The organism is Alkaliphilus peptidifermentans DSM 18978, from assembly GCF_900101495.1.
GTDB lineage: Bacteria > Bacillota > Clostridia > Peptostreptococcales > Natronincolaceae > Alkaliphilus_C > Alkaliphilus_C peptidifermentans.
Genome location: NZ_FMUS01000006.1, coordinates 76,373 through 95,348, shown reverse-complemented (window position 1 = coordinate 95,348; position 18,976 = coordinate 76,373). Strand labels below are relative to the sequence as shown.

At 32.9% G+C, this 18,976-nt stretch carries 16 protein-coding genes; 5 read left to right on the top strand and 11 right to left on the bottom strand.

What is annotated here, in order from left to right:
- Nucleotides 1-10 precede the first annotated feature (10 nt).
- From BLP68_RS06255 to BLP68_RS06225, 7 genes are all read right to left on the bottom strand, one after another.
- Entirely contained in the window at nt 11-1,498 is a 1,488-nt protein-coding gene (locus BLP68_RS06255; RefSeq protein ID WP_091541321.1) for a UxaA family hydrolase, read from the bottom strand.
- On the bottom strand, nt 1,498-2,946 hold the full coding sequence (locus BLP68_RS06250) for a tagaturonate reductase (protein WP_091541319.1): 1,449 nt from the start codon (nt 2,944-2,946) through the stop codon (nt 1,498-1,500). Before BLP68_RS06250 ends, BLP68_RS06255 begins: the two co-directional genes overlap by 1 nt.
- A 93-nt stretch (nt 2,947-3,039) precedes the next feature.
- Nucleotides 3,040-4,041 (bottom strand): LacI family DNA-binding transcriptional regulator, encoded by a 1,002-nt coding sequence (locus BLP68_RS06245; protein ID WP_091541317.1) that lies wholly within the window; start codon nt 4,039-4,041, stop codon nt 3,040-3,042.
- 189 nt (nt 4,042-4,230) lie between these two features.
- The gene (locus BLP68_RS06240) at nt 4,231-4,614 is read right to left on the bottom strand and encodes a VOC family protein (RefSeq protein ID WP_091541314.1); all 384 of its coding nucleotides are present in this window, start codon (nt 4,612-4,614) and stop codon (nt 4,231-4,233) included.
- Between the two features lie 11 nt (nt 4,615-4,625).
- On the bottom strand, nt 4,626-5,600 hold the full coding sequence (locus BLP68_RS06235) for a sugar kinase (RefSeq protein ID WP_330389097.1): 975 nt from the start codon (nt 5,598-5,600) through the stop codon (nt 4,626-4,628).
- Complete coding sequence (locus BLP68_RS06230) at nt 5,575-6,597, bottom strand: sugar kinase (protein WP_091541313.1); 1,023 nt, start codon at nt 6,595-6,597, stop codon at nt 5,575-5,577. Before BLP68_RS06230 ends, BLP68_RS06235 begins: the two co-directional genes overlap by 26 nt.
- 20 nt (nt 6,598-6,617) lie before the next feature.
- The gene (locus tag BLP68_RS06225) at nt 6,618-7,265 is read right to left on the bottom strand and encodes a bifunctional 2-keto-4-hydroxyglutarate aldolase/2-keto-3-deoxy-6-phosphogluconate aldolase (RefSeq protein WP_091541311.1); all 648 of its coding nucleotides are present in this window, start codon (nt 7,263-7,265) and stop codon (nt 6,618-6,620) included.
- Between the two features lie 319 nt (nt 7,266-7,584).
- On the opposite strand from BLP68_RS06225, the gene BLP68_RS06220 reads away from it, so the two are divergent.
- Nucleotides 7,585-8,811 carry an FprA family A-type flavoprotein gene (locus BLP68_RS06220; protein ID WP_091541308.1) on the top strand — a complete coding sequence of 409 codons (1,227 nt, stop codon included), beginning with the start codon at nt 7,585-7,587 and terminating at the stop codon, nt 8,809-8,811.
- A 164-nt stretch (nt 8,812-8,975) separates the two neighbouring features.
- Nucleotides 8,976-9,572 carry a 30S ribosomal protein S4 gene (gene rpsD / locus BLP68_RS06215; protein WP_091541307.1) on the top strand — a complete coding sequence of 199 codons (597 nt, stop codon included), beginning with the start codon at nt 8,976-8,978 and terminating at the stop codon, nt 9,570-9,572.
- A gap of 62 nt (nt 9,573-9,634) precedes the next feature.
- On the opposite strand, the gene BLP68_RS06210 is transcribed toward rpsD, so the two are convergent.
- The gene (locus BLP68_RS06210) at nt 9,635-11,143 is read right to left on the bottom strand and encodes a DUF1846 domain-containing protein (protein ID WP_091541305.1); all 1,509 of its coding nucleotides are present in this window, start codon (nt 11,141-11,143) and stop codon (nt 9,635-9,637) included.
- A gap of 293 nt (nt 11,144-11,436) precedes the next feature.
- Here BLP68_RS06210 and BLP68_RS06205 point away from each other — a divergent pair, with 293 nt between their 5' ends.
- Entirely contained in the window at nt 11,437-13,422 is a 1,986-nt protein-coding gene (locus BLP68_RS06205) for an HD domain-containing phosphohydrolase (protein WP_091541302.1), read from the top strand.
- A gap of 29 nt (nt 13,423-13,451) precedes the next feature.
- Here BLP68_RS06205 and BLP68_RS06200 read toward each other — a convergent pair whose 3' ends face one another.
- The 3 genes from BLP68_RS06200 to BLP68_RS06190 form a co-directional block, all read right to left on the bottom strand.
- Complete coding sequence (locus BLP68_RS06200) at nt 13,452-14,909, bottom strand: PAS domain-containing protein (RefSeq protein ID WP_091541300.1); 1,458 nt, start codon at nt 14,907-14,909, stop codon at nt 13,452-13,454.
- 166 nt (nt 14,910-15,075) lie between these two features.
- Nucleotides 15,076-16,026 carry an L-threonine 3-dehydrogenase gene (locus BLP68_RS06195; RefSeq protein WP_091541297.1) on the bottom strand — a complete coding sequence of 317 codons (951 nt, stop codon included), beginning with the start codon at nt 16,024-16,026 and terminating at the stop codon, nt 15,076-15,078.
- A 212-nt stretch (nt 16,027-16,238) separates the two neighbouring features.
- Nucleotides 16,239-16,532 (bottom strand): hypothetical protein, encoded by a 294-nt coding sequence (locus tag BLP68_RS06190; protein ID WP_091541294.1) that lies wholly within the window; start codon nt 16,530-16,532, stop codon nt 16,239-16,241.
- Between the two features lie 261 nt (nt 16,533-16,793).
- Between BLP68_RS06190 and BLP68_RS06185 the strand changes: the two genes are divergently transcribed.
- Both BLP68_RS06185 and BLP68_RS06180 read left to right on the top strand, forming a co-directional pair.
- Complete coding sequence (locus BLP68_RS06185; RefSeq protein WP_091541293.1) at nt 16,794-18,266, top strand: sensor histidine kinase; 1,473 nt, start codon at nt 16,794-16,796, stop codon at nt 18,264-18,266.
- Nucleotides 18,263-18,952 carry a response regulator transcription factor gene (locus BLP68_RS06180; RefSeq protein WP_091541290.1) on the top strand — a complete coding sequence of 230 codons (690 nt, stop codon included), beginning with the start codon at nt 18,263-18,265 and terminating at the stop codon, nt 18,950-18,952. Before BLP68_RS06185 ends, BLP68_RS06180 begins: the two co-directional genes overlap by 4 nt.
- Nucleotides 18,953-18,976: the final 24 nt, after the last annotated feature.

Here is an 18,976-nt window from a genome sequence, read left to right as displayed (position 1 = left end):
CTTCCCCCTTCTATAATGTAACTCCTGTTTTAAAAATTGCAATTTCTCTAAAATTATTCTTTTCATTATTTACTAATTCACCACTGGCTACCTTGATGATATAATGAAGGAACTGCTCTAGGACTTCCTCCATAGATGCATCTTCCACAAGTCCACCTGCATTAAAATCAATCCAATGGGGTTTTAAATTGAACAAATGACTATTTGTTGAAATCTTCATAGTTGGTACAAAGCTACCGAAGGGTGTTCCTCTACCAGTTGTAAAGAGCACCATTTGACAACCTGAAGCTCCTAAGGCTGTAGCTGCCACCAAGTCATTGCCAGGAGAATTCAAAAGATTAAGCCCTTTTTTATTAATAATTTCTCCATACTTCAGTACATCCACCACCATAGCCTTGCCACCTTTTTGAGTACAGCCGAGGGACTTTTCTTCTAGGGTGGTAATTCCTCCCTCTTTATTTCCAGGTGAAGGATTTTCATATACAGGTTGTTTATGCTCTATAAAGTATTGTTTAAAATTATTTATTAATTCAACAGTTTGATTGAACACATTTTTATCAACTGCTCGACTCATTAGAATTGTTTCAGCTCCAAACATTTCTGGCACCTCTGTTAATACAGTTGTTCCCCCTTGAGAAATCAAGAGATCAGAAAAGGCACCTAACAATGGATTTGCTGTAATTCCAGATAGTCCATCAGAACCACCACATTTCAGACCAATTTTCAATTCAGAAATTGATGTTTCAACTCTTTGGGCTTTTTTCATTTTTTCATATAATTCAGTAAGCAGCTTCAATCCTTCTTCTATCTCATTTGACACCTCTTGAGTTACTAAAAACTTTACTCTTTCTTCATCGTATTCATTAATAGTTTCTTTGAAGGCTGAAATGTAATTATTTTCACATCCAAGACCTAGTACCAATACGCCCCCAGCATTAGGGTGCTTTACTATATCCCCTAATATAGCTTGAGTATTGGCATGATCATCACCTAATTGAGAGCATCCATAATTATGCTTAAAAACCTCGATTGCATCTATTCCTTCTGGTTTCACTTCCTTTTTAAATCTGTTTATAATTGTTTCAGCTATTCCATTTACGCAGCCAACTGTAGGTACAATCCATAGTTCATTCCGAATCCCTACAGATCCATTTCCCCTTACATAACCCTTAAAGGTTAGCTTCGCATCCGCTTCTGTTACATCGCTTAATTCCTGTTGAAAGGTATAATCATTGATTCCCTCTAAATTAGTTTTCATATTATGAGAATGTACCCATTCTCCACATAAAATTTCCTTTGTTGCATGACCTATTGGAGCACCGTATTTAATAATATTCTCTCCAGAGTTTATATCAGATAAAGAAAACTTATGTCCCCTCTTTATGTCTTCCTTCAGCAGTAGAGCCTTATCATCAACTAAAATAGAAACATTTTTATCTATATCTATTAAGGCAACTGCTACATTATCAATACTGTTGATTTTAACAAATTGCTTCATTACAATACCTCCTGTAGCGCCTTTTCTAATCCTAATTCATCTATTTTTATCAAATAGTCTGTTACAGCTTCAGTTAAATTAGGCACTTGGTTTAAATCAGTTTTCCATATCCTTTCATTTCCTAAAACCTCTGTTACCAGATGTTTCAAATAGTCCTCTGTACCGTCATTAGCCTTCCATAGGTCTTTAAATAGATTTAATATATCGGTATCATCGGCTAATTGAATTTTTTCATTATTTCTTTCGCCTTTATAAAAGGCTATTAATGCAGATAATGAAAATACCAGTTTCTTAGGTAACTCCTGTTTTCTACTCTGATATTCTAAAATCGAAGGAAGCACTCTTGTTTCAAACTTTGAAGTTGAGTTTAAAGCTATACTCATTAATTGATGCTTAATAAATGGATTCTTAAATCTATCAATTACTGCATTTGAAAAATTCTCTAGCTCATCCTTTGGTAAGTCTAAGGTTGGGATTATTTCTTCAAATATTGTATCTCTAATATATTTTCCCAGTATAGGGTTTTCCACTGATTCTCGAACTGTATCGATACCATATAGATAAGCTACTGGCACCATGCAAGTATGAGCTCCATTTAATATTCTTACCTTTCTGGTTCTGTATGGTGTCATATCATCAACAACCAACACATTCAAACCTGCCTTATGTGCTGGAAATTCCTCTTTTATCCATGCTGGTCCTTCAATTACCCACAAATGGAAAGGTTCGCCTTCAACCACCAAACTATCCTCATATCCTAGTTCTATTCTAATTTCTTCAATTCTTTCCCGGGGATACCCTGGAACAATTCTGTCCACCAGGCTGTTACAAAAGGTACATGCTTCCTGAAGCCATACTTTAAATTCATCTTCTAGACTCCATATTTCAGCAAGCTTTAAGATGATTTCCTTCAGCTTTTCACCATTTCTATCAATTAACTCACATGGTATAAATACTAGTCCCTTACTTTTATCACCATTAAATGCTTTATATCGATGATATAAAAATGCTGTTAGCTTTCCTGGAAAGCTACTTTGTGGTCTATCCTCTAGGCAATCCTTTTCATTGAGAGCAATTCCTGCTTCTGTAGTATTTGACAAAACTATTTTGAGATCAGGATTCTTTGCAACCTCTAAATATTGCTCGTAATCAGTGTATGTGTTTATTCCTCTAGTAACACAATCCACAACATTGTGTTCACTAATAACGTCACCATCTTTAATGCCATTTAAATAAACAGTATATAAACCATCCTGTTCATTAAGTAAGTGCACTAATCCGTTATCAAGGGGCTGAATAACAACAACGCCACTGTTATACTGACATTCCTTATTCATCTTATCAATCATCCAATTGACAAAGGCCCTTAAGAAATTACCTTCTCCAAACTGTAAAATTCTTTCTGGATATTTCTGATGATTTGAATGGTTTGTTTTATTTAATTTCATATAATTACCTCCCTATTATTGTTAACGTGTGCATAAAAATATAAAAAAATGTCTAAGTAATTATAATTTTCTATAATTACTTAGCAGTTTCTATTATACTAATGATTTAACAGAATCTCTTATTACTAATTCAGTATTAATGTATATCGTATCTTTTTCAACCTTAGTCTTATCAATTAGCTTTATGAGGTTATTTGCACCCTCTTGACTTATTTCCTTGATTGGTCTTTGTACCGTAGTTAATGCTGGTGTTAAAAAGCTTGAAAATATATTGTCATCAAAGCCAATAATTGATATATCCTCTGGTATCTTTAGATTTTTTTCACCAATTGCCTTCATTGCTCCTACTGCCATATCATCGTTTGAGCAGAAAACTGCCGTAGGGAACTCTTCATTATGCAAAAGCTGTTTCATTGCTATATATCCACTTTCAAGATCATAGTTTCCTTTAACAATAAAGTTTCTATTAATTGAAATATTATAATCGACTAAAGCTTCTAAATACCCTTCTTTTCTTTCCTGTGTTGATTTAAAGCCTTCTTTACCTTCAATTATTGCGATTTTTTTATGACCCATATTAACTAAATATTGTACTGCTTTATATGCACCCATTTTGTCATCTGATAAAATATTTACTGATAATCCTTCTTGGAATTCTCTATTCAAAACAACCATAGGTATCTTCCTATCTAAAACATGATAGATAAATGGATTGTCCTTTGTACTTTGACTCATTATAATAATTCCATCAAAATTTGTTTTGCTTATTACATTTAAATCATGATATTCATCTATGCCTTTGACAACTAGATTGTATTGTTCACCAATAACGCTGTTAACCCCTCTAACTACTTCATAGAAAAAATGAGATGAAGTTCCTTTATCAATTGTTGAGAAAAAAAGCCCAATATGATAAGATTTTTCTAAAACTAAGCTTTTAGCATTAAAGTTTGGTGTGTAATTCAGCTCTTTTGCAATTTTTTTAATACGTTTTTTTGTTTCATCATTTATTAAAGAACTATCATTCAAAGCCCTTGAAACAGTTGTATGTGAAACATTTGCAAGCTTTGCAATATCCTTAATTGTCACGCTCATAATACCACCTCAACTATATATTAACACAGTTTGCACACGTTAACAATACTTATTTTATTTTTGCTGATTAATTTATAGAAGAATAAAATATAACTCAGCAGCTATAGTATAATTAAACACATATAGTCTACTGAGTTTCGGAAGAGAAAGAAGATTGGGGGATTATCTTCTAAGGATAATTGTAATTAACTAAACCAAAGGTGTAGGTCTCTCTATAAAATGAATTATATTACCTTCAGGATCTTTAAAAAATATTGTCTTAATTCCCTTTGGATTTGACTTTAATTCATCAATTATTTCTACATTATTTTTCATTAGATTTTCATATTCTTTTTCTGCATTATCAGTGCCAAATGCAATATGTCTAATACCCTGATGCTTATTAGTTTTGGTTTCAGTACTATGATCCATCGGATATATTTCCAGCATGCTTTCATCATCCATCAATAAAAAATAAGTAGGCATTTCTTTTTGATTATCATAGACCACCTTAAAGTTAAAAAGCTGTATATACCAATCCTTTAATAGCTTAGTGTTATTTGCACATATACCTACATGCTCCAATGTCAGCATTTTTACTCACCCTATCTATCTACATATTTTTCAATACCCATAAACTCTCTAACCTGTGTAATTGTTGGGAAACCTTCCATGTCACCCTTCACAAGGGTTGCCATGGCCCCAACAGCATTAGCTAGCTTTCCGCATTCTATTAAACTATAGTCCTTTAAAATACCAGATAAGAATCCTGCTGCAAATCCGTCCCCTGCCCCTACTGTATCCTCTGGCTTATCAATAACATATCCTTCAATAAATTCTTCTTGTCCTTTTCCAGTAATATAGCAACCCTCTTTACCCAGCTTAACTGCTACAATACTAGAGCCCATATTTAAGAATGCTTTCCCTATTTCTATAGGATCTTCTGTGTCTAACAATTGCCTACCCTCATCAGCTCCAGGGAAAACAATATCAGCCATTTTAGCCATTTCTAGAATAACTGATTTAGCTTCTTTGATGTTCCATAGCTTTAATCTAATATTTGGATCAAAGGATATTAAACATTTATTTTCTTTAGCAATTTCTATTACCTTGAATGCAGTTTCCCTTGTTTTCTCTGATAGTGCTAAGGTTATCCCAGTCACATGTAGAATTTTAGATGACTTAATATAGTCAATATCTATGTCGTCTAAAGAAATATCGCTGGCAGCAGAGTATCTTCTGTAATAATATACATTTGGGTTTGCATGGGCAAATCTTTCTTTAAATAGTAGCCCTGTACTTTTTTCATAATCAGTAACTACTCTTGAAACATCTACCCCTTCGCCCCTAATAACAGATTGAATATATCTACCAAATTCATCATTACCAAGTTTAGAAAACCAACCTACGTTATGTCCTAATCTTGCAAGGGCTATTGCCACATTTGATTCTGCTCCAGCTATTGATTTACTAAAATTATGAATATATCTCAAAGGTCCTGTAGAATCAGGATTAAACAAAACCATGGTCTCTCCAAAGGTAATAAGCTCCATTTTATCTTTGTACTCTTCCAGAGCCATCACCCTTCATTAATGTTTCCACCTCTTCAGTAGACACAAGATTTGCATCTCCTGGTATTGTATGCTTTAAAGCTGATGCCGCAACAGCAAATTCTAAAGCTTCCTGTAATGGCATTTCAGTTATCAAGCCATATATTAAACCAGAAGCAAAGGAGTCTCCTCCACCTACACGGTCAACAATTCTTACATCATATTTTTTTGAAAGATATGATTTTTCTCCATCGTAAAGTAGAGCTGACCAACCATTATCTGAAGCCGAGTGGCTTTCTCTAAGTGTTGAAGCTACATATTTGAATCCAAATCTTTCAATCAATTTCTTTGCAACACCTTCATAGGCTTCGTGGTTAATTTCACCCTTAGTAATATCTGTATCATCTGCATGAATTCCAAATACCTTTTCTGCATCTTCCTCATTTCCGATACAAACATCTACGTATGGCATTAAGGTAGCCATTACTTCTCCTGCTTTTTCAGGTGTCCATAATTTTTTTCTGTAGTTTAAATCAACTGAAACTGTAAGCCCCATCTCTTTTGCAGCCTTACATGCTTCCAATGTGATTCCAGCTGCTTTATCACTTAAGGCTGGTGTAATCCCAGTAAAATGGAACCAGTCTATTCCATCAAAAATTTCCTTCCAGTTGAAATCTGATGAATCTGCTTCAGCAATGGCAGCATGGGCTCTATCGTATATTACTTTAGAAGGTCTTTGAGAAGCACCCGATTCTAAGTAATAGATTCCTAATCTTTCTCCACCTCTTGCTATATATGTTGTATCTACACCATATTTTCTTAAGGCATTTACAGCCGATTGTCCTATTTCATGCTTAGGTACCTTTGTAATAAATCTTGCGTCCAAACCATAATTTGCTAAAGAAACACAAACATTAGCTTCTCCTCCACCATAGCAAGCATCAAAATTATCTGCTTGAACAAATCTCTCAAAACCTGGTGTTGATAACCTTAGCATTATTTCTCCTAATGTAACAATTCTTTTCATTTGAACTACCTCCCAAATAATTATAATCCTCTAGCTAATTTTACTTTTTCTACAAACTTTATAGCAGTTTCGGTTATTAATTCATAGTTTCCTGTTTTTGCTCCTGAAGTTAATTCTCCGCCTACGCCTACTGCAACACAACCATTCTTTATCCATTTATCTACATTGTCTAAGCTAACTCCACCGGTTGGCATTAAAACCGTTTGAGGAAGAGGACCCTTAATGGCTTTAATAACATCCGGGCCATAAACACTACCAGGGAACACCTTTATTATATCTGCCCCTGCTTCCATAGCCCTTACAATTTCAGTAATTGTCATACACCCTGGCATATAAGGAATTTGATATCGATTGCATAGCTTAGCAGTCTCTAAATCAAATGATGGACTAACAATATATTCTGCCCCAGCTAAAATTGCAATTCTTGCTGTCTCGCTATCTAACACAGTCCCTGCTCCAACAATTAATTGATCATTAGTAAAGCTCCCTTTTAATGAAGTAATAACTTTATCTGCTCCGGGTACGGTAAAGGTTATTTCTATAGCTGATACTCCACCTTCAATACATGCCGTAGCTATTTTTCCAGCTTCCTCAGCATTTTCTGCTCTAACAACAGCAACAACACCAACATCTGTTATTCTTTTTAAGGTTTTAATCTTAGGAATCATTACTTCTCCTCCTATATTTAAATTTTTATGTTTCATTTTATGAACCTTGGTTTCATTATACGAAATTTTCTTTTCTATTTCAAGCTATAAATTACATATAATTTTTAATTATTTCTCTAATCCTCATTATTATGCTTGAATTCTTTGCAATTCATAAGTTTAGAAATAATTCTTACAATTTGAGGGCTGCCATATCCCCTTCATATATAAATATAAATTGTTTTATTTTATTAAACTTGTATATTATTGATATATATTGAAAATGTTGATAAACTAGTTTTAGAACAAATACAAAAGATGAAAAGGAGGATATACAATCATGATAGATACAATAAAAATACATGATAGTCTTTATTTTATTGGTGTTAATGATAGGGAAACATACCTTTTTGAGAATCTGTGGCCTCTTGATAAGGGAGTTTCATACAATTCCTATCTTATTAATGATGAAAAAGTAGCACTTATTGATACAGTCAAGAACACAAAAATGGAACCATTCATGTCGAAGATAGGCGGGATCTTAGATAAAAAGCCTGTAGACTATTTGATTATTAATCATATGGAGCCTGATCATTCTGGGGCAATTAAGGCAGTAAAGGAAAAATATCCAGATGTTACAATCGTTGGTAATAAAAAAACCTTCCAGCTGTTGGAAAATTTCTATGGAAAAATGTCTAATTATTTAATAATTGAAGATGGTGATATACTGGATTTGGGTAAAAACAAGCTAAAATTTTATATGACACCTATGGTTCACTGGCCTGAAACCATGATGACCTATGAAATGACAGAAAACGTGTTATTTTCAGGAGATGCTTTTGGTGGCTTTGGAACCCTGGATGGTGGTGTATTTGATGATGAGGTAAACCTAGAGTTTTATACAGATGAAATAAGAAGATATTATTCTAATATTGTAGGTAAGTACGGTGCTATGGTACAAAAAGCATTGAAAAAATTAAAAGATGCAAATATTGATATAAAGGTCATTGCTCCCACTCATGGACCTGTATGGAGAAGCAACCCCTCATGCATAATAGAATACTATGATAGATGGTCGAAGGCTGAAACCGAAGAGGGCGTAGTAATAGTATATGGCTCAATGTATGGTAATACTCAAAAAATGGCTGACTATATCGCTAGAGAGCTTTCCGAAAGGGATATCAAGAATATACGTATCTATGACGCCTCAAAAACTCATGTATCATATATTATTAGTGATATTTGGAGATTCAAGGGATTAATTCTAGGTAGCTGTGCATATAACACTGGCCTATTCCCTTCAATGGAAACTGTACTACATAAGATTGAGAATTCACAGCTTAAAAATAGATACTTAGGTATTTTCGGAACAGCCTCCTGGAGTGGTGGTGGTGTTTCTACTTTAAACAAGTTTGCAGAAAAAATTAAATGGCCACAGGTTGGAGAATCTGTTGAAGCTCAATCATCTCCTAAGGAAAATGAATTTAAGCTTTGCAGTGAAATAGCAGCAGAAATGGCAAAATCTCTTTTATCTGAAAGACAAGATTCAAAGCCAATATGTGAATAGCTTTAAATATGCTATAATATCAAGGTCTACACTAAAGGGTGTAGACTTTTTAACCTTCTTTATTGATACTGTTTATCATTTACAAATCATTATTAATGTGATAATATTTACATATAGTACCATACCGCGGCTTATAACTATCTATAATTAGGAGGTTAAAGGTATTGGCAAAAATGATGGAGCCTAGATTCAAATTAAGTCGACGACTAGGGGTAAATATTTATGGGCATCCTAAGGCCCTTAATCGTGCAAATATGAAATCTAGCATTGGTAAAAAGAAGCTATCCAGCTATGGAATTCAGCTACTTGAAAAGCAAAAGCTTAAAGCATATTATGGCGTATTAGAAAAACAATTTAGAATTTATGTGAGAAAAGCTATGAAATCCAAAGGTAAAACTGGTGAGGCAATTCTTCAGACATTAGAATGTCGCTTAGATAACCTTGTATATCGAATGGGATTTGCTGTTTCAATCCGGGAAGCAAGACAGATGGTAAATCATGGCCACATTATGGTAAATGGTAGGAAGGTAAATATCCCATCCTTTAGTGTTAGCACCAGTGACATAATTTCGCTTAACGATAAATCGAGAAAAATATTGAAATTTAGTGAGCAATTTATTAATTCAGGTGCAGCTCCCTATAACTATATAACTAAAGATATGGAAAGCTTCGAAGCACAATTGACATATATCCCAGCTAGAGATGAAATACCAGTAATAGTCAATGAACAATTAGTTGTAGAGTTCTATTCTAGAAAATAGCTTTTTAATTAATAAAACCGTACTTTTGAGTACGGTTTTGTTTGATTAAATTAATAATTTTATTAAATATTATAGTAAAGGCTTTCTGAAGGATATTCAGGTTCACTTGTTATATCTATACCAAGCTTTCTAAAAATTTCTTCATCATTGTTACCCAGAATTGTAGTAGAATGGGCTTGACATCCCTTTAACATGGGGAGCTTATTCATAGCCACCTGAGCAGTTGGATTTGTTGCTGCACATATACTTAGGGCAATTAATATTTCTTCACAATCTAAAGCAGCATTTTTGCTCCCCAATGTCTTTGATTTTAAGTTTCTTATTGGTTCTAATATAAGTGGAGAAATTAGATGTATCTCATCAGATATATTAGCTAAGTATTTTACAGCATTTAATATAACAGCAGCGGTTGCCTCCATTTCCTTTGAACCTTTACCGGTTAGTATTGTTCCATCATTTAGCTCTATTGCTACTGCTGGGCATATCTCGTTTTTATCAGATAATTCTTTTAGTTTTGCTGACCTCTCCCTTGCATATATAACGACTCTTCTATCCTCCTGCTTAAGCTTTAATTCTTCCATTATGAGCTTTATTCGATCTAAGGTTTCTTTATCCACGTAGCCCTTTTTAAATTCACAGGCTATTTTAAAAAGTCTTCTTATTATTTCTTGTTTTGAGGCTTCTTTAATAACTTCATCATCAATAATACCAAAGCCTACCCTATTAACGCCCATATCCGTAGGAGATTTATATTCAGACTCTTCTCCAGTTATTTTTTCTATAATTCTTTGTAGAATAGGAAAGGTTTCTACATCGCGATTATAATTAACAGCAATATTATCATATGCCTCTAAATGGAATGAATCAATCATATTAACATCCTTAAGATCTGCTGTTGCAGCCTCATAGGCTATGTTTAATGGATGCTTTAATGCAATATTCCACACTGGAAATGTTTCAAATTTCGAATATCCTGCAACCTTACCCTGTTTATATTCATGATATAGCTGACTTAAACAAGTAGCCAGTTTACCACTGCCGGGCCCTGGAGCTGTCACAACAACAATAGGCTTTGTAGTTTCGATATAAGGATTTTTCCCATATCCTTCATCACTTACAATAGTATCTATATCAGTAGGATAGCCCTTCGTTGGCCTATGGGTATATACCTTTATTCCTCTTTGTTTAAGCCTATTCATAAAAACATTAGTAGCTGGCTGGCCATCATATCTTGTTATCACTACGCTATTTACTAAAAGCTCATATGCTCTTAAATCATCTATCATTCTTAAAACATCCATATCATAAGTAATCCCAAAATCGCCTCTTATTTTATTTCTTTCTATATCTCCTGCAAAAACACAGATAATGATTTCAATTTTTTCCTTAAGCTTATGTAATAGCTTTATTTTAGCATTTTCATCAAATCCAGGAAGTACTCTTTTAGCGTGAAGGTCAAATAAGAGTTTACCTCCAAATTCCAGATATAGCTTGTCATAATTATTAACACGCTCTAAAATATACTTTGATTGCTCTTCTAGATATTTTTTATGGTCAAATCCTATCATCATATTATCTCCTCACAATGGCTTTTTTAAATTTGTTTTCTATCTATATATTGTTAAAAACATTTGATTACAACTTACTATTATGACATAGTTTGAGTTTAAAGTATATAGTATTGTCCTTATTATTAAGAAAGAATATCCCTTTTATAATGTAAAATTAATCCTTTCAAAATAGGTCAAAACCTCATATTATTTTTGAACTAAGAAGGATTTTATAGAAATAAGGAGAAAAATAAATATTAGTGAAAATTGCGAAAAAAGTCCTACGACTTAATGAAAACAGGAGGATCAATGGTGTGTATAAAGTTGATTGCAATAAAATTGATGCACTTGTGAAGGAAATTCAATTAATATCTAAGAACCGTTACAATAGAAAATTTTTTATTAATCCAGAGGATGAGCTTAAGCATCTGAAGGAAGCCCTTAACCAAATGCTGGAGAGCATGGTTGTTTATACAAATCAGTCTCATGCCTCTTTAGAACAGCTGAGAATATCCAATAAAGAGCTTGAAAAAGCATATGAAATCATTGAGAAAAGTGCAGTTTTTGTTTTTGAATGGACTTTGACACCGGAAGCTCCGACTAAATTTGTTACCAACAATATTTCTCGTTTTGGTTATACTCCTGAAGATTTTTATAATGGAGAATTAAAGGATTACTGGGACTTTGTTTATGAAGAAGATATAGAGAAAACAATGTTGGCTGTTTATAATGCTAGACAACAGAATATTGATGAGTTTAATCATACCTACCGTGTAGTATGTAAAAATAAAGAGATAAGATGGGTTGAGGAATGGCTCATCCTTGAAAGAGATGAATCTGGTACACCAATTGCAGAAAAAGGAATTCTTAGGGATATAACCGAACAGAAAAAACTTGCAGATAAGCTTAAAGAAAGCGAAGAAAGATACCGAAACCTTTACGAAAATGCCGCTGCCATCATCTTCACCTACGATTTGGAAGGCCGCCTCACTTCGGTAAACAATGTTTGTAGTCAAATATTATGTTATCCTCAGGAAGAAATTCTAGGTATGCATTTTGCAGATTTTATAATTAGTAATAATAAAAATCACATATATGGGTTAGATATTATTACATATACCCTTCAAAATTTTCAAAAACCAATCGAGTTAAAGGTCTTGAATAAAAAGAATCAAGTTATTGTTTTAGAAACTTATATTAGTCTTATATATAAAGATGGAGCTCCCTACGAAATTCAAGGAGTTGCTCAGGATATTACCGCTAGAAAAAAAGCTGAAGAAAAAATCATCCATATGAGCTATCACGATAAACTAACTGGCCTTTATAATAGAACCTATTACGATGAAAGATTGAAAAAACTTGATAATCGCGGAGCCTATCCATATACAATCATCATTGGAGATATGAATGGATTAAAGCTAGCAAATGACGCTTTTGGTCATAAGATTGGTGATGATCTATTGAAAAAAATGGCTAGAATCCTGGTAAAAGCCTGTAGAAAAGATGATATTATAGCTAGAATAGGCGGAGATGAGTTTTCCATAATCCTTCCAGAAACCACAGAGGTAGGAGCAAAAAGGATTTGCGATAGAATTCGCAAGCTCTGCCTGCAAACAGAGGCTAATCCAATTCAATTAAGTATTGCCCTCGGTTATTCAACAAAACGCTCAAATAAAATTACCAACGAGCTTCTTATAAAGGAAGCTGATGACCGTATGTATAAAAACAAGCTTAATGAGAGTAAAAGTATACGAAGCTCTATCATCGCTTCTCTACAGACAACCTTAGATGAAAAAACAATGGAAACAAGAGAGCATGCCGAACGGCTAAAAGCGCTATCTCTTATGCTGGGTAAATCTATTGGTCTTTCAGATAGTCAGCTGGATGAGTTGAGCCTTGCCAGTATAATGCATGATATTGGGAAAATCGCCATACCTGACAGTATTCTTAGTAAATCAGGCAAATTGACTGAAAAAGAATGGGAGGTAATGAAAAAGCATACAGAAATTGGTTATCATATTATGATGTCCTCTGCCAACATGAGGTCAATCGGTGAGTACATTCTTGCACATCATGAACGCTGGGATGGTAAGGGGTACCCTAGAGGTCTTAAGGGTGAAGAAATACCTATTATATCTAGAATTATAACAATCACTGATGCTTATGATGTAATGACCCATCCTCGCTCCTATAGTCCTGCAAAGAGTCATGCTGAAGCTCTAGAAGAAATTAGACGCTGTGCTGGTACTCAGTTCGACCCACTTTTAGCTGAAAGATTTATTGCTCTTATGATGAAATAAAAAGAAATTTGCCTAAAGCAAAGTTCTTTTTATTCTTCTATTGATTTATATATGCCAACATAGTAATTTATTACATTATTCTCATCTTCAATACTATTAATGCTGAGGAATTGGGGGAATATGTCCCCTCGCTTATTTTTATTGTAAATTACGCCACTCCAGCTGCCCTTATTTTTTATTTCATTCCACATAGCTTCATAAAATACTTTGTCATGTGTACCAGACCTAAGTATATTAACCTTTTTTTCAATTACCTGAACAAATGTATATCCTGTTTTCATCATAAAAGCTTTATTTATCCACTTTATATTTCCTTTAATATCAGTAATAACTACTCCATCAGATGATTTGTCAAGTATCTTTCTAAATAAGTGAAGCTGTTTCTCAGAGGATTTTTTCCTAGATATATCAGTATATATGATGTATGCACCTATAATGATATTATGGTTAATAATTGGATAGCATAATACCTCCACATCCACCAAACTACCATCCTTCCTCCTTCTAACTGCTTCCTTTTTAATAATATCACCTCTATATACTGACTGTATATTGGTATCTACCTGACTTCTTACTTGTTCTGTGGAGACAAAATCATTAATAGCCTGCCCTTGTACTTCTTCAAGATAATATTGAAACATATTAGTAAAATTCCTATTTACATTTCTTATTTTTTGGTCTTTATCTAAAATAGCTACAGCATAGGGCGAATCAAAAAATAACGTATCAAACATTAATTTTTGTTCAATTTTTTCTGATACATCGTGGATTATTGAAAATAATAATTTTTCATCTTCTATATCAATAGGAAAACTATGCACCTCAACATCCCTCAATTGGTTATTAGATAGACGATGGGTAAACTGAAAATAATTTCTTTTTTCAGTCTTTGCTAGACTCATTTCCTTTAATACTTCTACTTCATCTAGAATATTAATATCTTGTATTTTCATTGTCAATAGCTTGTCCTTAGAATATCCATAGTAATTAATAGCCGTTTGGTTTGCATCGATTATATTTCCATTGGCAGGATTAATCAATAGCATTACACTTTTATGGTTATTAAACAACAATTGATAGCTTTGTTCTTTCTGAATTAATTGTTGCTTTAATTTATCAATTTCATTAATATCATTAATAACTACATATAAACTTCCTTTTTTATTTTTTATCTTTATGTTAGTTAAGAAATCACTTCCATTTTTTCTTCTATGGGTCCAGGTAAATTCTAAGTCCTTCTCTCCCATTAATGCTCTATTAATAATTTCTTCTCCCTTGATGGCTGAATAACTGCCATCTGGTTGCTTTTCAGGTGACAAGTCATAGGGAATACGACCGATTACTTGTTTTTTGTCTTCATATCCAAAAATATTTACTGCAGATTTATTGCAATCTATTATTTTTGAATCCTTCACTACATATAACGCCAAAGGAAAAATATCAATTAACTCTTCAAAATTCAACCTATTATATATATTATCCTCCATCAATGAATCCCCCTTCCCCGTTATCTATATTATATATTTCTATCTCTTCTTTGGTAAATCCTTTTGTTCTTTATATTTTATTAATAATATGCAATAATAAAACACCTGTATATATATTACGAGGTGTTTTACGGGTTTTGGTGTTCTTAACATTATTTTATTATCTTTATATCCCTTTTTCTTTAAGCTTAGCTAACATATCAATGGTCATCTTAGATAAATCATATTCTGCTTTAAAGCCCCACTCTTCTATTGCAGCTGAAGGGTCTATAGAGTTAGGCCAGCTATCGGCTATGGCTTGTCTCATAGGGTCAACCTTGTAATCTATTGTAAATTCAGGAATATGCTTTCTTATCTCAGCTGCTAATTCGTTAGGCTCAAAGCTCATTGCAGTAACATTAAAAGCATTTCTATGCTTAAGCCTAGATGGATCCGCTTCCATAAGGTCAATTATAGAATTTACAGCATCAGGCATATACATCATATCCATATAGGTACCCTCTGCTATGTAGCTAGTATATTTCTTCTGTCTTAGTGCTTCATAAAATATGTATACTGCATAATCTGTTGTTCCTCCACCGGGCTCTTGAGTGTATGAAATCAATCCAGGGAATCGCACACCCCTAGTATCAACTCCGAATTTATAGTAATAATAATCACACAGTAATTCCCCTGAAACCTTATTTACACCATACATTGTTGTGGGTCTTTGAATCGTATCTTGTGGTGTATTATCCTTTGGTGTTGAGGGACCGAATGCTCCTATAGAGCTAGGGGTAAAAAATTTACAATTCATTTCTCGGGCTACTTCGAGGGCATTTACTAATCCACCCATATTAATATTCCATGCCATCATGGGATTATTTTCTGCTGTAGCCGACAACAGAGCAGCCATATGTATTATAGTATCTACCTGATATTTTTTTGCAACCTCGAAAAATTGCTTGCCATCTGTAACATCAAGGGCTTCAAAAATTCCGCCCTCCACTAATGGATGTCCTTTTTTCACACTTCTGTTGGATGCTATTATGTTATCTACTCCGTATATTTCTCTCATCTTTACTACTAGCTCTGTACCAATCTGCCCTAAGGAACCTGTCACTAGAACCTTTTTCATTATGAATCCACTCCTTATACTATTTTAGTTTATAACCAATAATAAAAATCCCAGTTTTTTATATTCTTTTCATAATTTTATTATAATATTTATGCCAACATAAATAAATATTTAAGCAAGTAAGCACGGACGAAACAAAAAGAAACAAAGGGACGGTTCTTTTGTTTCACCCTCGAAAAAGAAACAAAAGAACCGTCCCTTTGTTTCTTTTTCTACTTGCTATCAATATGCTTTTGTCTGCAATCCCAACTGCAAAAATAGTGTGTATCACCATCATCCATAACGACTTGGTATGCCTTAGACTTAACTACATATGCTTGACATATTTCGTCAAAGACCATATCCTCTACCTTCTCTTCTTGTATTTCAGTTTCTTTATCATTTTCTATTTTTGATTCTTCTATCTTTTCTCTATTTGCAGGCCTAATTTTAAATAACATATTTAACACTGTTTTTACAGTAAAGAATATTAACAAAAACCTAAAGAAACCAGTAATTACTTCCATATATATACCTCCTACTTCAACTCATATATAATTATTATAACAATAAAGTATAAACTTCAACTAAAAAAAGTCTTAAATTTTTATAAATTTTATTTTTGTTTTAAAAAGGATTGGTATTTTAGAAAAATTTAAGAAATACTTTATATGCAATTTATATTAGTTATATATAATAACAATATCAGATTCTATGATATAGCACAAATTTAGTTTTATTGTTCAGTCCAAGTAAGTTTAATAAATTATTTTAAATTAGGAGGCACTATGTCTATAAAATTAAGGTTACTATTATCCTATATAGGATTACTGGTTATTCCTATTATCTTATTGGTGATTGTAAGTTTTTTTGCCCGTTTTTATTATATTGGAGATTTTCAAAAAGAGTATCCTGGTGTTGATACAATTCATAAGGCTAAACAGGTTGTAGCTGAAAGAGATGCAATTTTTTCTACCATTAAACAGACCGCTTTAATATCTCCCCAGAGCTTTGAGGATGAAGACTTTTTATTTTATTATGAAGATAAGCTTAATGGCTTTAATTCGGGATTAATAGTTAGGAAGAATAATGAGATTATTTACTCTCCACTTCGAATGACTAATATTATTGAGGAAAATCCTCTGCCTCAGTTTGGTGAGTATGTATACGAACAATCATATCCCTTAGATACTACAATTAAAGGCTTACAGATATATCAGCACGACTTCTTTTTTGATGATTCAAGTAAAGGAAGTGTTTTCATGATAACAAATGTTGAGCCCATGATGAGAAGCATGCAGAACTTTATAAATATGCTTATGATATCTACTGTAGTTATTCTGATATTAACTAATGGTACCTTAACTTATCTTGTGGCAGGTAGTATTGTAAAGCCTTTAAATAAATTAAAAACTTCCGCCAATAGAATTAGAGAGGGTGATTTAGACTTTGAAATAAATATAAATTCAAAGGATGAAATTGGTGAATTATCCAATGCCTTTGAAGAAATGCGAAAAAGATTAAAGGAATCATTAGATACACAATTTCAATATGAAGAGAATAGGAAAGAGCTTTTCACAAATATTTCTCATGACTTAAAAACACCTATTACTACTATAAAAGGATATGTTGAGGGTATTAAAGATGGTGTGGCAGATACACCCCATAAGATTGAAAAATATATAAATACAATTTATACAAAAACAGTAGATGTTGATAGATTAATTGATGATTTATTTTTATTCTCTAAATTAGATTTAAGTAAGCTACCATTGCATTTGAATAGGATTAATATTTCTAAATACATGGTTGACTTATTGGAGGAATTAAATTTCGATTTAGAAAAAAAGAATGTAATGATGAACTATGAAAATCAGGTTGCCAGCTCTACATTTGTCTTGGTGGATGTGATGCAGCTGAAAAGAGTAATTGTTAATGTTATAGAAAATGCAGTGAAATTTATGGATAAATCTGAGGGTATCATAAACTTTATAGTAAATCAAAAAGATGACTATATATTATTTGAAATTAGAGACAATGGTCAAGGTATTTCAAAAGACAAGCTTCCATACATCTTTGATAGGTTTTATAGGGCTGATCCATCTCGTAATAGCTTAATTGGTGGTAGTGGGTTAGGTCTGGCTATTGCTAAAAAAATTATAGAAGAGCATAGCGGAGAAATGTGGGCTGAAAGTATCGAAGGCTTAGGTACAAGTATATTCTTCACAATAAAAATTAGTAAGAGTGGTGATACATTATGAAAAAAATATTAATTATTGAAGATGATATTAGCATTGCTGAGTTGGAAAGAGATTATCTAGAAATAAATGGGTACCTTGTTGAAGTAGAAAATAGTGGTGATCAAGGACTGATAAAGGCAAAAAATCAGCAATATGATTTGATAATACTTGACCTAATGCTCCCAAAGGTAGATGGTTTTGAAATATGTAAGCAAATAAGAAGGAACAAAAATGTTCCTATTATTATGGTTTCTGCTAAAAAAGAAGACATTGATAAAATAAGAGGCCTAGGACTCGGAGCTGATGATTATATGACTAAGCCATTTAGCCCAAGTGAGTTAGTTGCACGGGTAAAGGCACATATCACTAGATATGAAAGATTAACTAAAAAAACAAATGAAGATAATAACGAAATACAAATTAGAGGGTTAAGTATAGATAAAGCTTCTAGAAGAGTATTTGTTAATGCCAAGGAGGTTATTTTGACTACTAAAGAATTTGACTTGTTATTATTTCTAGCCTCTAACCCTAACATCGTCTTCAAAAAAGAGGAATTATTTGAAAAATTATGGGGTCTGGAATCTCATGGTGATATTTCTACAATTACTGTTCATATCAGAAAGATTAGAGAAAAAATTGAAATTGATCCGTCGAATCCCCAATACATTGAAACAATATGGGGAGTCGGATACAGATTTGAGCTATAAGCTACTAAATATTAACTATTCGTT

Excerpts from the sequence above, each read along its gene's own strand:
- BLP68_RS06250 (WP_091541319.1), bottom strand. The coding sequence starts at position 2,946 with ATGAAATTAAATAAAACAAACCATTCAAATCATCAGAAATATCCAGAA.
- BLP68_RS06195 (WP_091541297.1), bottom strand. The coding sequence starts at position 16,026 with ATGAAAAAGGTTCTAGTGACAGGTTCCTTAGGGCAGATTGGTACAGAG.
- BLP68_RS06255 (WP_091541321.1), bottom strand. The coding sequence starts at position 1,498 with ATGAAGCAATTTGTTAAAATCAACAGTATTGATAATGTAGCAGTTGCC.
- BLP68_RS06225 (WP_091541311.1), bottom strand. The coding sequence starts at position 7,265 with ATGATTCCTAAGATTAAAACCTTAAAAAGAATAACAGATGTTGGTGTT.
- BLP68_RS06240 (WP_091541314.1), bottom strand. The coding sequence starts at position 4,614 with ATGCTGACATTGGAGCATGTAGGTATATGTGCAAATAACACTAAGCTA.
- BLP68_RS06180 (WP_091541290.1), top strand. The coding sequence starts at position 18,263 with ATGAAAAAAATATTAATTATTGAAGATGATATTAGCATTGCTGAGTTG.
- BLP68_RS06190 (WP_091541294.1), bottom strand. The coding sequence starts at position 16,532 with ATGGAAGTAATTACTGGTTTCTTTAGGTTTTTGTTAATATTCTTTACT.
- BLP68_RS06220 (WP_091541308.1), top strand. The coding sequence starts at position 7,585 with ATGATAGATACAATAAAAATACATGATAGTCTTTATTTTATTGGTGTT.
- BLP68_RS06245 (WP_091541317.1), bottom strand. The coding sequence starts at position 4,041 with ATGAGCGTGACAATTAAGGATATTGCAAAGCTTGCAAATGTTTCACAT.
- BLP68_RS06230 (WP_091541313.1), bottom strand. The coding sequence starts at position 6,597 with ATGAAAAGAATTGTTACATTAGGAGAAATAATGCTAAGGTTATCAACA.
- BLP68_RS06185 (WP_091541293.1), top strand. The coding sequence starts at position 16,794 with ATGTCTATAAAATTAAGGTTACTATTATCCTATATAGGATTACTGGTT.
- BLP68_RS06210 (WP_091541305.1), bottom strand. The coding sequence starts at position 11,143 with ATGATGATAGGATTTGACCATAAAAAATATCTAGAAGAGCAATCAAAG.
- BLP68_RS06200 (WP_091541300.1), bottom strand. The coding sequence starts at position 14,909 with ATGGAGGATAATATATATAATAGGTTGAATTTTGAAGAGTTAATTGAT.
- BLP68_RS06235 (WP_330389097.1), bottom strand. The coding sequence starts at position 5,600 with ATGGCTCTGGAAGAGTACAAAGATAAAATGGAGCTTATTACCTTTGGA.